12 protein-coding genes and 1 pseudogene are annotated in these 11914 nt (G+C 71.0%); 7 read left to right on the top strand and 6 right to left on the bottom strand.

Annotated features, from left to right (window positions below; genetic code table 11):
- Nucleotides 1-45: 45 nt before the first annotated feature.
- Both OG272_RS22165 and OG272_RS22160 read right to left on the bottom strand, forming a co-directional pair.
- Nucleotides 46-288, bottom strand: a complete 243-nt coding sequence (locus tag OG272_RS22165; RefSeq protein WP_405894580.1) for a sigma-like protein — start codon at nucleotides 286-288, stop codon at nucleotides 46-48.
- A 206-nt stretch (nucleotides 289-494) separates the two neighbouring features.
- Nucleotides 495-3497 (bottom strand): AfsR/SARP family transcriptional regulator, encoded by a 3003-nt coding sequence (locus OG272_RS22160; RefSeq protein WP_405894578.1) that lies wholly within the window; start codon nucleotides 3495-3497, stop codon nucleotides 495-497.
- Between the two features lie 400 nt (nucleotides 3498-3897).
- On the opposite strand from OG272_RS22160, the gene OG272_RS22155 reads away from it, so the two are divergent.
- Nucleotides 3898-5160: an amidohydrolase family protein gene (locus tag OG272_RS22155; RefSeq protein ID WP_405894576.1), complete on the top strand. Its 1263-nt coding sequence runs from the start codon at nucleotides 3898-3900 to the stop codon at nucleotides 5158-5160.
- A 29-nt stretch (nucleotides 5161-5189) separates the two neighbouring features.
- Nucleotides 5190-6092, top strand: a complete 903-nt coding sequence (locus OG272_RS22150; RefSeq protein WP_405896053.1) for an LLM class F420-dependent oxidoreductase — start codon at nucleotides 5190-5192, stop codon at nucleotides 6090-6092.
- A 454-nt stretch (nucleotides 6093-6546) separates the two neighbouring features.
- Here OG272_RS22150 and OG272_RS22145 read toward each other — a convergent pair whose 3' ends face one another.
- A complete protein-coding gene (locus tag OG272_RS22145) occupies nucleotides 6547-6891 on the bottom strand; it encodes a hypothetical protein (protein ID WP_327729146.1) in 345 nt (114 codons plus the stop codon).
- A gap of 156 nt (nucleotides 6892-7047) precedes the next feature.
- Between OG272_RS22145 and OG272_RS22140 the strand changes: the two genes are divergently transcribed.
- On the top strand, nucleotides 7048-7308 hold the full coding sequence (locus tag OG272_RS22140) for a GntR family transcriptional regulator (RefSeq protein ID WP_327729147.1): 261 nt from the start codon (nucleotides 7048-7050) through the stop codon (nucleotides 7306-7308).
- A 25-nt stretch (nucleotides 7309-7333) separates the two neighbouring features.
- Nucleotides 7334-7567 carry a GntR family transcriptional regulator gene (locus OG272_RS22135; RefSeq protein ID WP_405896052.1) on the top strand — a complete coding sequence of 78 codons (234 nt, stop codon included), beginning with the start codon at nucleotides 7334-7336 and terminating at the stop codon, nucleotides 7565-7567.
- Nucleotides 7568-7588: 21 nt separating this feature from the next.
- Here the strand turns inward: OG272_RS22135 and OG272_RS22130 are convergent, their stop codons facing one another.
- From OG272_RS22130 to OG272_RS22120, 3 genes are read right to left on the bottom strand one after another with little or no spacing between them, the layout of a single operon-like run.
- Nucleotides 7589-8443, bottom strand: a complete 855-nt coding sequence (locus OG272_RS22130) for a helix-turn-helix domain-containing protein (protein WP_405894574.1) — start codon at nucleotides 8441-8443, stop codon at nucleotides 7589-7591.
- A 23-nt stretch (nucleotides 8444-8466) separates the two neighbouring features.
- Nucleotides 8467-8994, bottom strand: coding sequence for a DUF6879 family protein (locus OG272_RS22125; protein ID WP_326582032.1), 528 nt, complete (start codon nucleotides 8992-8994; stop codon nucleotides 8467-8469).
- Entirely contained in the window at nucleotides 8966-9226 is a 261-nt protein-coding gene (locus OG272_RS22120; RefSeq protein ID WP_326582033.1) for a hypothetical protein, read from the bottom strand. Before OG272_RS22120 ends, OG272_RS22125 begins: the two co-directional genes overlap by 29 nt.
- A 229-nt stretch (nucleotides 9227-9455) precedes the next feature.
- Here OG272_RS22120 and OG272_RS22115 point away from each other — a divergent pair, with 229 nt between their 5' ends.
- The 3 genes and pseudogenes from OG272_RS22115 to OG272_RS22105 all read left to right on the top strand — a co-directional run.
- On the top strand, nucleotides 9456-10127 hold the full coding sequence (locus OG272_RS22115; protein WP_405894572.1) for a DUF6415 family natural product biosynthesis protein: 672 nt from the start codon (nucleotides 9456-9458) through the stop codon (nucleotides 10125-10127).
- The gene (gene tgmB, locus OG272_RS22110) at nucleotides 10127-11098 is read left to right on the top strand and encodes an ATP-grasp ribosomal peptide maturase (RefSeq protein WP_405894571.1); all 972 of its coding nucleotides are present in this window, start codon (nucleotides 10127-10129) and stop codon (nucleotides 11096-11098) included. The genes OG272_RS22115 and tgmB overlap by 1 nt, the downstream gene beginning before the upstream one ends.
- Nucleotides 11095-11757 (top strand): annotated as a pseudogene (locus tag OG272_RS22105) (methyltransferase domain-containing protein); the annotation flags it as partial. The gene tgmB and the pseudogene OG272_RS22105, both read left to right, overlap by 4 nt.
- Between the last annotated feature and the right edge of the window lie 157 nt (nucleotides 11758-11914).

Raw genomic sequence — 11914 nt, 5'->3', positions numbered from 1 at the left:
CTCCCCCTCCGCGCCACCGCGGCCGATCCCCGTCGGGAGGAAGGTCTACTTGCCGCCCAGGTCCAGGGCGGGCGGGGCGGGTGCGTGCTGGTCCAGCGTGGTGATCGCTCCGTCCTTGCTCGGCGGGGCGGGCGCGTGCTGGTCCAGCGTGGTGATCGCTCCGTCCTTGCTCGGCGGGGCGGGTGCGTGCTGGTCCAGCGTGGTGATCGCTCCGTCCTTGCTCGGCGGGGCGGGTGCGTGCTGGTCCATCGTGGTGATCTCCGGGTCCTGCTTCTTCTTTTCGCTCATAGCTGGAACTCCCCGTGAGTGAGCGGTGCTTCTCGGTGGAAGCGCCCGTTCGGCGACTCCCCCGGGGGTCGCCGAACGGGCGTTTCAGGCGGCCTCAGGGTAGCCATGAGGCCTGCGAGATCCGCCTGCCCCCCGACGCGACGGATCGATGGCCTGAGACTGTCAGCCACCCATAAACGTTCGATGAACGCCCCGCCCCAGGGGTGTCACGCCGCCGCGACCGGATGGAGCAGGCCACGCACCTCGGCTGCCTCGGACGAGCCGGCCTGCTCGTACGCCGTGAGCGCTTCACGCCAGCAGGCACGGGCACGGTCTGACTGCCCGAGGGCCACCAGCGCCTTGCCCAGCAGGGTCAGGGCGTTGGCCCTCATCCAGTCGCCGCCGATGCAGCCGATCGCCAGCGCCTGTTCGGCGTGCTGGGCGGCCTGCGCGGGGCGACGGGCCGCCAGGTGGACCTGGGCCACCCGGAAATGGGTCGTACCCTCCCAGAGCCGCTGACGGTTCTCGGTGAAGATCCGCAGTGCCGCGTCGAGCTGCTCCAGGGCCTCATGGAGCCGACCCGCCTGCGTGAGCACGGTCCCCGAGGCATAGCGCGCGTTCGCGAGGCGTACGGACAGACCGAGCTCGTCGTAGATCTCCACGCCTCGCTGGGCGAGATCGACAGCCCTGGCGGTACGGCCCATCGAGGCGAGGGAACGGGACAGGTTGCACACCGCGCTGGCCTCGCCGGGCTTGTTGCCGTCCGCCTGGAACGCCTCGATGGCCCTGAGCAGGAAGACCTCGGCGTCCGGGAAGCGAGCGGTGCAGATGGCGATGATCCCCAGCTGGTTGGGGGCGGTGCCGCTCGTCCAGGGGTCGCCGGCCGTCCCGTTCACGAGATCGGCGCGCTCGGCCTCCTGCTCCGCCTCGTCGAAACGGCCCGCCTGGCTGAGGACCTGGGCCAGCGTGATGCGCGCCCTGGTCTCGGCGCGCGCGTCCTTGAGCGCCGCGGCCGCGTCACGTGCGGCCAGCGCGGTCGTCTCGTAGCGGCGGGAACCGGCCCCGGACTCCGCCAGATCGATGGTGGCCAGCAGCAGGTCGACAGCCCGTCGCAGGGTGGATGCCCCGAGGGACTGCTGAACGCACGCGAGCAGCGGCTCCGCCTCCGCGTGCAGCCAGTCCAGCGCTTCCGAGGCGGAGGGGAACTCCCGGCCGTCGTACTGACTCTTCTCCAGATGCGCGATCGTCCGGTCCCCCGGCCGCTCGATCGCGTACACCCTCGACGCCGTCGCCAGATAGAAGTCCAGCAGCCGCGACATCGCCGCGCTCCGTTCGCCCGGCGGCTGTTCGTCCCGTTCGGCACATGCACGCGCGTAGAGACGTACGAGGTCGTGGAAGCGGTAGCGGCCGGGCGCGGCGGATTCGAGGAGGGACGTGTCGACGAGGATCTCCAGGACGTCCTCGGTGTCCTCCGGGGGCAGATCCAGTACGGCGGCCGCGGCGGCCAGGGAGATGTCCGGGCCGTCCGCGAGGCCGAGCAGGCGGAAGGCGCGGGCCTGGGCGGGTTCCAGCTGGCCGTAGCCGAGCTCGAAGGTGGCCTTCACGGCCAGGTCGCCGGCCTGCAGCTCGTCCAACCGCCGCCGCTCGTCGGCGAGTTTGGCGGCGAGGACGGAGACCGTCCAGGTTCTGCGCGCCGCGAGGCGGGACGCGGCGATGCGGATGGCGAGGGGCAGGAACCCGCAGGCCGCGACGACGTCGAGCGCGGCCTTGCGCTCCGCCGCGACGCGCTCCTCGCCGACGATCCTCGTGAAGAGCTGGAGGGCCTCGTCGGGGGACATCACGTCGAGGTCGACGAGGTGGGCCCCGGCCAGGTCCACCATGCGCACCCGGGCGGTGACGAGGGCCGCGCAGCCCGCCGTACCGGGCAGCAGGGGCCGTACCTGGGCGGCGTCCCGCGCGTTGTCGAGCAGGACCAGCACCCGGCGGCCGTCCAGGACCGACCGGTACAGCGCGGCCCGCTCCTCCAGGGAGTCGGGGATCGCGGAGTCGGCCGTGCCCAGCGCCCGCAGGAAGGAGCCGAGGACCGTCTCGGGCTCGGCGGGGCGGGCCCCGGCGCCCTGGAGGTCGACGTACAGCTGGCCGTCCGGGAAGGCCGACCGGGCCTGGTGGGCCACATGCACCGCGAGGGTCGTCTTGCCGACGCCGCCGATGCCGGCCAGCGCGGACACGGCCATCACCTGGCCCTCGGCGCCGGACGCCTCCGCGAGGACCCCGCTCAAGTCGTTGACGAAGGCGGAACGACCGGTGAAGTCGGGCACGGTGGCGGGCAGTTGGGCGGGGCGGACGGGTGTCGCGGCGGGCTCGGGGGCCAGGGGCGCGGAGGGTTCCGCGAGGCCCGGGTCCGCTTGCAGGATGCGCTGCTGCAACTCCCGCAGCCCCGGGCGGGGATCCACGCCCAGTTCGTCGGCGAGCAGGCGGCGCGTGTCGGCGTACACCGCGAGGGCCTCCGCCTGCCGTCCGCTGCGGTACAGCGCCAGCATCAGCAGTTCGCGCAGCCGCTCCCGCAAAGGGTGCGCGGCGGTGAGGGCGGTCAGCTCGGAGACGGCCTCCGCGTGGCAGCCCTGCTCCAGGTCCATGTCGAGGCGCGTTTCGACCAGTTGGAGACGCCACTCCTCAAGGCGGGCCCGTTGGGTCTCCGCGTACGGCCCCGGAACGCCCGCCAGGACCTCGCCGTCCCAGAGCCCCAGCGCCTTGTTCAGCAGATGGCGGGCATGGCACAGATCCCCGGAGTTCTTGGATTTCTCCGCGTCGGTCGCCAGTTCCTGGGCCTCGGCGAGGTCCAGCGCGCCGCCGGACAGTGCGCGGACCGCGTACCCGCCGGACTCGCTGACCAGCACACCGGGGAGCACCTTGCGCAGCCGTGAGGCGTACGTCCGTACGGCGGCCAGTGCCTGCGACGGCGGATCGTCGCCCCACAGCGCGTCGATCAGCTCGCTCGCGGTGGCCGTGCGGCCCTCGCGCAGCAACAGCGCGGCCAGCAGGGCGCGTTGCTGGGGCGAACCGGTGGCGAGGGGTTCCGCGCCGCGCCAGGCCCGCACGGGTCCGAGCACGCCGAAGCGCAGCTCGGCAGCCGCCCGGGGGTCCGCTTCCGGAATCTGAGCGTCCACGGAAACCCTTTGCTCCGGCACTCGCGGCACACCGATCTCCGGCACTCCCGGCTCACCGCCCATCGACGCCCCCTAGGACCTCCCTGACAACCCAGCCAGTTTGCCTTGTTCATGGCGGATCCGTCAGCCGTGCGAGAGCTCGATCACAGGTAGCCACGCGGGATATCACCAGGTCCACACAAGCTCTCCCCGCGGATGCGCTCCCCGATGTCCGCCCGGCGCCTGGCGTGTCCTGGCGGGGCGGACCGGGGGCGGTGCCCCACGAGAAGGCCGGAGGGGCGGCCGAGGAGCGAGCGAATGGCGGTCGAATGGCAGTCGAGTGGCGGTCGAATGGCGGTCGAGGAGCGGTCGAATGGCGGTCGGCGGGGTGGTTGAGGGACGGGCGAGGGGAGGGTGAGGGGTGGGCGAGGGGGAGCCGACGAGATTGCTGACGGACCGTCAGATCAGCGCTACCGTGACGCACATGGACACCATGGAGACGAGCGCCACGGATCCCACCACCTTCCCGAAGATCATCTCCGTCGACGACCACACGGTGGAGCCCCCGAACGTCTGGCAGGACCGGCTCCCGAAGAAGTACCTGGACATAGGGCCCCGCGTGGTCCGCGCGCCGCTGAAGGAGATGACGTTCCTCGGCGGCCGCTTCAAGCCCGTGATGGGCGCCCCCGGCGACGACGGCCCGATCGGCGACTGGTGGGTCTACGAGGACCTGCACCGCCCGCTGACCCGCCTCGACACCGCCGTCGGCTACTCCAGGGACGAGATCAAGCTGGAGATCATCACGTACGAGCAGATGCGCCCCGGCTCGTACGACGTCCCGCAGCGTCTCGCGGACATGGACGTCAACCACGTCCAGTCGGCCCTCTGCTTCCCGACCTTCCCGCGTTTCTGCGGCCAGACGTTCACCGAGGCCGCGGACCACGAGCTGGGGCTGCTCGGCGTCCGGGCGTACAACGACTGGATGGTGGAGGAGTGGTGCGGACCCGAGGCGCGGGGCCGCCTCATCCCGCTCACCCTCATCCCGCTCTGGGACGCGGAGCTGGCGGCGGCGGAGGTGCGCAGGAACGCGGCGCGCGGGGTCCGTGCGGTGGCCTTCTCGGAGATACCCCCGCACCTCGGGCTGCCGTCCGTCCACACCGACGACTGGGACCCCTTCCTCGCCGCCTGCGACGAGACCGGCACGGTCGTGGCGATGCACATCGGCTCGTCGAGCCGTATGCCGTCCACCTCCGCCGACGCGCCGCCCGCCGTCGGCTCCACGATCACCTTCGCCAACTGCTGCTTCTCGATGGTCGACTGGCTGATGAGCGGCAAGTTCGAGCGTTTCCCGAACCTCAGGGTCATGTACGCCGAGGGCCAGATCGGCTGGATCCCCTACATCCTGGAGCGCGCGGACGTCGTCTGGGAGGAGAACCGGGGCTGGGGCGGCGTCGCCGACAAGGTCCACCGCCCGCCGTCGGAGTTGTTCGCCGACCACGTCTACGGCTGCTTCTTCGACGACGCGTTCGGGCTCCGCAACCTGGACGCGATCGGCGTCGGCAACGTCCTCTACGAGACCGACTACCCGCACTCCGACTCCACCTGGCCCGAGTCGCGGCAGGTGGGGGAGACCCAGATGGGGCACCTGGACCCCGACGTCGTCGACCGCATCGTCCGCCGCAACGCGATCGAGCTGCTGGGGCTGACGGAGGAGGGGCTGTGGGCGGGGCCGGGGAGAGCCCGTTGAACGGGGCGGGCACGACGCTCCGTTACGGGATGCAGCTCCCCGTCCAGTCGCAGAGCACCCTCTACGCCGAGCCCTGGGAGGCGGACGCCGGGCCAAAGGACCTGGCCGAGATCGCGCGGGCCGCCGACCGGGCGGGGTTCGCGTACGTCGCCACCTGCGACCACGTGGCCATCCCGCGCCGCCTCGCGCCCGCGATGGGCACGGTCTGGTACGACCCGGTCGCCACGCTCGCCTACCTGGCGGGGGTGACGGAGCGCGTCCGGCTCCTCAGCCACGTCGCGGTCGTCGGACTCCGCCACCCACTCCTCACCGCCAAGCAGTACGCCACCCTCGACCACCTCTCCGGCGGCCGGCTGATCCTCGGCGTGGGCGCCGGGCACGTACGGGAGGAGTTCGAGGCGCTCGGTGTCGACTTCGACCGCCGGGGAGCCGTCCTGGACGAGTGCGTGGACGCGCTGCGCGCCGCCCTAGGCCCGGACGAATTCCCCTCCCACCACGGCAAGTCGTACGACTTCGAGGGCCTCGGCCAACGCCCCCGCCCCGCCCAGGACCGCGTCCCGGTGTGGGTCGGCGGCTCGTCCCCCGCCGCCGTCCGCCGGGCCGCCGTCCGCGGCGACGGCTGGCTGCCCCAGGGTGATCCCCGCGACCGACTGCCGGCCCAGATCGCCCGGCTGCGGCGGCTACGGGAGGAGGCCGGGGTCACCGCCCCCCTCACCGTCGGCGCGATCACCGAGCCCCTGTACGTCGGCGACCCGGACTGGGACGTCGGCCGCCGCACCCTCACCGGCCGCCCCGAGGTCCTCGCGGAGTCGCTGCGGGCGTACGGGGCGATGGGGGTGGACCAGATCCAGGTGCGGTTCCGCAGCCGTAGCAGAGACGAACTCACGGACCAGATGGGGGAGTTCGGGGCTGAGGTGGGACCGCTGCTGTAGAAGCCGCCCGCCCTTCCCCGGAGGCTGTGGAAGGGCAGGCGGCTGATGGTGCTGGGTCGGCTACCGGGGTTCTGTTTCCCGCTCGGCCCGGCAGCGGGGGCAGCGGCACGGGGGCCACTCGTGCGACTTCGGCAGGCGCTCGGTGTCGTGCTCGCTGGTGACCGTGCGCTGCTGTGCACGGCCGTCGGTCTCGCCGTCAGGGCTGATCCGGTAGGTACGGATGGTCAGTCGGGAAGCCCCGTTCTCGGGGTACCGCCCAGCCTTCACCGGGTCCCGTCCGGGCAGGGGGCGTGCCGGGAGCACGGGCAGGCGGACATCGGCAGCGGGCCCGTGGTTCCTGGCGGCGTCAGCGGTACGTCGGCCGCTCGACGACACCGCCGGTGCAGATCCTCGTGGTCGGGTCGCCCGGCGAGCGCGCCCTCGGCCGACGGCGCCGCGTCTGTCTCCGGCGTCCTCAACCCGCCACCACCTGCTCGGCGCCGACGACGTGACGGTCGAGGTCGATGCCGAAGTCGGCAGCCAGGATCAGCGCGAGTCGTCGCCGGGACTGCCGCGCCTGCTCCCGCTCGACGGCGACGAGGTAGGGGCGGACGAGGGGGGAGGCGGCGCCGTCGAGAGGGGTGCCCGTGTCCAGGCTGTACGGGGAACGCGGGGCCGGGAGGGGCCCGGTGGCCGTCGAGGATGCCTCGGACTCGCGTCCGGGGCCTGGCTCGAAGAGGCGCGTACCAGCCCGCCTCCTGCCGGTACCTGGGGCGAAGGTGCCCAGAACGCACCGCAAGAGCGCGTGGATAATGCCCATTGTCTTCAGCTCCTTTTCAGCTGGTGACCATGCCCCGGGAGGTCCCACAACCTCGCCGGGGTCTTACGTTCCCGCAGGGTAACGGACTGTACTACCCCCGTCTAGCCTCTGGGGTAGCTATGGCAGGTACACGCTCGCCACCTAGTGTCTGCGCTCATGACCATTGACCGGGAAGGGCCAGTCCCGCCGTACCGTCAGATCGCCGACAGCCTGCGCGCCCGCATCGAGGACGGCAGCATCCCGACCGGCCGCCGTATCCCGAGCCTCGTCGAGCTGGAAGCCGAGTTCGGCGTGGCCCGTGACACCTTGCGCAAGGCCGTGAAGGTGCTCAAGGACGAGGGGCTGGTGGAGACGGTGACGGGCATGGGGGTGTACGTGGTGGACAGGCGGCCTACGGGCTCGGCCGACAGCCGCTGACGCGCGGCGCCTCTACGCTCGCCTCATCGACCTCAACCGTGGCAAGCCCGTCTGGCCCCGGATCGCGGACGAGTTCCGCCGCCGTATCGACGTCGGCACGTATGCCCCCGGCAGCCGGTTTCCCGCTGTGGTGGACCTGGCCGCGGAGTTCGGCGTAGCCGCGTCGACGGTGCAGAAGGCTGTGGCCTCCCTTCGCGCGGAGGGCAGGCTCCGTACCCTGCTGGGGCAGGGCTCGTTCGTCGCCGACCAGGAGAAGTGACCCAGTCCTGCTGGACCTGTGTCAGCCCAGCGCCTCGATTGCCTTCAGGATCAGAGCGCGAGCGGTCGGCCCGTACACGGCCATGCCCCGCAGTTGCTCGAAGGCCTTCAGGTAGAGGGTGATCTCGTCGGGCTGGGTGATTCTCACGCGGGCTGACACGAGCTCCACGGACACGAGTTCGTCGTCGTAGATGTGGAACGTCTCCCGCGGCCACTGAACGCGCTCCTGGGTGCCCATCGGGATGATGCCGAGCGACACCGACGGCAGGGCTCCGGCCGTGAGGAGGTAGCCGAGTTGCGCGGCCATGGCGTCCGCGTCGGCGATCTGGCAGTGGAGGACGGACTCTTCGACCAGCAGGACGAAGCGGCGCCCCGGTTCGTGGATGACTCGAGAGCGTTCGACCCTGGCCCGGGCCGCCTCGGCACTGTCGTCGAAGGGGAGTTCACGGAAATGGGCGGCCCTGCGCAGAATGCCCGCCGCGTAACCTTCCGTCTGCAGCAGTCCGGGGACGAGGGTGGATGAGTACACACGGAACAGCGCGGTGCTGTTGAAAACCTGCGCGGAGCTTTCCTGCAGTTGCTTCAGGCCGTTACGGACCTGATGGCGCCACTCCCGGTACATCGACTCGGCGTTCACCGACTGGACGATGAGGTTGTCGGCCTGCTCGTCGGCGTGGACCGCCCCGCACCAGCGGCGGATGTCCTTCGCGGTGGGACCGGTGACGGCGTTCTCGATGCGGGACGTCTTGGAGTGGTGCCAGCCGCACCGGTCGGCCAGCTCGACGACCGTCAGTCCCGCCTCCTTCCGGAGGTCGCGCAGGCGTCGGGCGACGGCCTCGCGCGCGGCCTGGGCGGATGACGACGGGGAGAGGGGCATGAACGGGCCTACCGGGCTTACTGTCAGCGGATTTCGTACTGGTTGTGTGGAACGGCACGCGCCCACACCGTCGCGAACGCCGCCGAGCACAACTCGGCGACTGCCGGGTCGTCGGTGATCTCCTGGCCTGCCGAACGACCGTCGCCGGTGAAGTGATTCCACCGGACCAGCCGGTCGTCGAACAGCCAGAAGTCGTTGCCGGGCAGCGCGATGTCCGAGGCCTCTCGGCGGGGCAGCCAGCGCACGTGCTCGCCTGCGGCGATGTTGGTGAACGTGTTCGAGTGCTCGAAGCGGATGTACTCGGTGACCGGCTCGGAGATGATCCGGGCTCGGCGTACGACGATCCCGCGAGAGACCGTCTCCTGGATCAGGTCGAGCCATGGTCGCCACCATGACGCCCGATCCTCCGGGTCATGGCGGTACCCCGCACGCCACTGGGCGAATGGACCCTTCTCGTTGTCGACGGCGTAGGAGTCGCGCATCTCCAGGTGAACGGCCGAGCGCTCGCAGCCGGCGATCAGCTCACCGAACGGCGGCACGCTCGACGGCATCGCAGGCCTCCCTGATCATGTGCACCATCCTGGCCGGGATACGGATCACTGCCTCCCCGTCCGGAATCCCTGCTCCGTGACCCGGTACTTCGAACGCGGCGCACTCCGCTTCGAGTTCACGGCCGGGCTTCCATCCCTGGAAGACAAGCTCCTGGTTCTCCTGATCGACCCACACCGTCGGGCTCTCGTCGTCACCGGTGTTCGGATCGATCCCGATGAACAGCAGTGGCACGTCAGTCCCCCTCGACTAGCTGTGCAGACTTCTGCACCAGAGTGGGCTTCGGAGGCGAGCAGGGTCAAGGGTGCTTCGCTGCCAACTTTCCTGCCCAAAAGAGCACTTGCACATATCTGCACAGTGTTGGGCGCGGTGTGCCGCCGCTGCCTAACGTCAGCAGTCACGACGAAGCCTCGGCGAGACGACAGCCTCGCGAGGCGTGGCCACCGCTGCTGAGGAGCGCCGAATGGCAGCAACACCAACCGTCTGTTCCGGGGCTGCGGCGGAGCGGGACCCGATCCCGCTCGACATCGAGACGATGCGCGTCACCGCACGCCGTCTGCTCGCCGAGAGTGCCGAGCCGCCGTCCTTCGACGAGTGGGAGACGCTCACCCTTCAACTGCGCGGCCACATCATGGTGGCCCTCCCCGAGGTGGAGGCCGCAGCCGGAGCGCTGCCCGAGGGGGACGTGCCCCGCGCCTGCGCGCTCGCCTGTGTCGGCGAGGCCCGCAGGCGACTCGGCCTCGAACCCGGCCCCACGCTCCCCGCCGGCATCGCGCACGCCCAGCGTCTCGCCCGCTCGGTGAATGCCTTGTGCGACCACCATGAGAACCTGACCAAGCGTGAACTCGACACGGAGCGAGGCCTGTTGGAGCCGCCCGTCCGCGTTCCCTCCCTTCGCCCCTGGGGCCTGTCCCGCCTGGAGCCGTACCCGGCGCTGCACGCCGTCGCCACCGCCGTGGCCCTGGACCCGATGTCGCAGACGGCTGTCTTCCACGACGTACACGGACGCCGCGTCGAGCTGGGCAAGCACGGCACCGGCTCCGGAACGGAGACCAGGACCCAGACCAGCCAGGGGGACGGCTCCGGCCCCTCCAACTCGGACGAAGGTCATGATCAGGACGCGGACCAGGACTGATGGCCTCGCCTCGCCCGGTCGTCGTCCTGACCGCCCTGGACGACGTGACGTCCGACCACGTCATCACAGCCCTGAACGACCGGGGCGTCCCGGTCGTACGGCTCGACCCCGGTTCACCGGCCGAGGTGACGTTCTCCGGAAGGGCGGGCAGCGGCTGGTCGTGGCACGGTCCGCTCACCACCCCTACTCGCGCCCTCGGCCTGGAAGACGCCCGCGCCGTGTACTACCGGCGTCCGACCCCGTACGTTCCGGCCGACGGTCTGGACGACCAAGAGAGGGACTTCGCCGTGGCCCAGTTCCGGCACGGTCTCGGCGGACTTCTCGCCGCCCTTCCGGGTTGCCTGTACGTCAACCACCCGCACCGGAACTCGGGCGCGGAGTTCAAGCCCCGCCAGATCACCGAAGCCGTACGGGCCGGGCTGGACGTACCCCCGACGCTGATCACCAACGACTCCGCAGCCGCCCGGTCCTTCGCCAGGGAGTACGGGCCGGTGGTCTACAAGCCGCTCAGGTCGACCACGTACCGCGCGGGTGGTGCGTCGCGTACGGTCTGGGTCCGCCCGGTCGCGGCCGACGAGATCGGCGATGGTGTCGCCGCCTGCCCGCACCTGTTCCAGCAGGCCGTCGCCAAGACCGCCGACGTGAGGGTGGCGGCAGTGGGCGAGCGTTTGTTCGCCACACGGATCACCATCGACGGCGATCACCTCGACTGGCGGTTCGACTACGGCCTGATCAACTGCACGCCGATGAAAGCGGCAGATGTCCCTCTCACGGTCCGTCGGGGCATCCGCGCCTATCTGAAGGCATTCGGTCTGCTCTTCGGCGCGTTCGACTTCGCCTTGGAAGCGAGCGGGGCGTGGCGCTTTCTGGAGTGCAACGCGAACGGTCAGTGGGCGTTTGTGGATCCTGAAACGACTGGGGCCATCACCTGGGCCCTGGCCGATCTGCTGGAGAAGGGACACCCGGTATGACCGACACCCCGCTCGCGGACGAGCGCCGTGCGGTCGAGCTGCGTCATGCCTTGGCCGACCGGCTGGAACAGGGCGGGCATCTTCGGTCGGCGGTCTGGCGGTCCGCCGTCGAGGCCGTGCCCCGGCACGAGTTCGTGCGCGCGTTCTTCCGGCGGTCCGACGGGCCGCGAGGCACGCTCTGGACGCCGGTCCTTCCCGGCCCCGACGACCTGGGCGCCTGGCTGGAGGAGGTGTACGCCGATGTCACGCTGGTGACCCAGCTCGGCGGTCAGCTGCATCCGGCGGACGTGGAGGGGCCCGTCCACGGCGATCCGACGTCCTCGTCCACCCTGCCGAGCCTGGTCGTACGGATGCTTCAGGACCTCGATCCGCAGGACGGGGACAGGGTGTTGGAGATCGGCACCGGTACCGGCTATTCGACAGCCCTCATGTGCGAGCGTCTCGGGAGTGAGTACGTGACCTCGGTCGAGGTCGATCCGGCCGCCGCCGCACGGGCCAGGGCCGCGCTCACGGCGGTCGGCCACGAACCGGCGCTCGTCAACGGCGACGGCCTCCTCGGCCACCCCGAAGACGCCCCGTACGACGGGCTGATCGCCACGTGTTCCGTGCGTACCGTTCCCGGGGCCTGGCTCGAACAGGTGCGGCCCGGGGGCACGATCGTCACGACTGTCTCCGGGTGGCTGTACGGGTCGGGCCTGGTGAAGCTGACCGTCGGCGAGGGCGGCACGGCCGAAGGGCGGTTCCTGCCCGGCACGGTGCGAGGGCACCGGGCCCTGACAACGAGGGGCAGCGGACGAACCGCACCGCCGTACGGTC

Source organism: Streptomyces sp. NBC_00104 (genome assembly GCF_045160825.1).
Taxonomy (GTDB): Bacteria; Actinomycetota; Actinomycetes; order Streptomycetales; family Streptomycetaceae; genus Streptomyces.
The sequence above is the reverse complement of the archived record's forward strand: the minus strand, read 5'-3'. Positions and strand labels throughout refer to the sequence as shown.

Excerpts from the sequence above, each read along its gene's own strand:
- OG272_RS22165 (WP_405894580.1), bottom strand. The coding sequence starts at position 288 with ATGAGCGAAAAGAAGAAGCAGGACCCGGAGATCACCACGATGGACCAG.
- OG272_RS22160 (WP_405894578.1), bottom strand. The coding sequence starts at position 3,497 with ATGGGCGGTGAGCCGGGAGTGCCGGAGATCGGTGTGCCGCGAGTGCCG.
- OG272_RS22155 (WP_405894576.1), top strand. The coding sequence starts at position 3,898 with ATGGACACCATGGAGACGAGCGCCACGGATCCCACCACCTTCCCGAAG.
- OG272_RS22150 (WP_405896053.1), top strand. The coding sequence starts at position 5,190 with ATGCAGCTCCCCGTCCAGTCGCAGAGCACCCTCTACGCCGAGCCCTGG.
- OG272_RS22145 (WP_327729146.1), bottom strand. The coding sequence starts at position 6,891 with ATGGGCATTATCCACGCGCTCTTGCGGTGCGTTCTGGGCACCTTCGCC.
- OG272_RS22140 (WP_327729147.1), top strand. The coding sequence starts at position 7,048 with ATGACCATTGACCGGGAAGGGCCAGTCCCGCCGTACCGTCAGATCGCC.
- OG272_RS22130 (WP_405894574.1), bottom strand. The coding sequence starts at position 8,443 with ATGCCCCTCTCCCCGTCGTCATCCGCCCAGGCCGCGCGCGAGGCCGTC.
- OG272_RS22125 (WP_326582032.1), bottom strand. The coding sequence starts at position 8,994 with ATGCCGTCGAGCGTGCCGCCGTTCGGTGAGCTGATCGCCGGCTGCGAG.
- OG272_RS22115 (WP_405894572.1), top strand. The coding sequence starts at position 9,456 with ATGGCAGCAACACCAACCGTCTGTTCCGGGGCTGCGGCGGAGCGGGAC.
- tgmB (WP_405894571.1), top strand. The coding sequence starts at position 10,127 with ATGGCCTCGCCTCGCCCGGTCGTCGTCCTGACCGCCCTGGACGACGTG.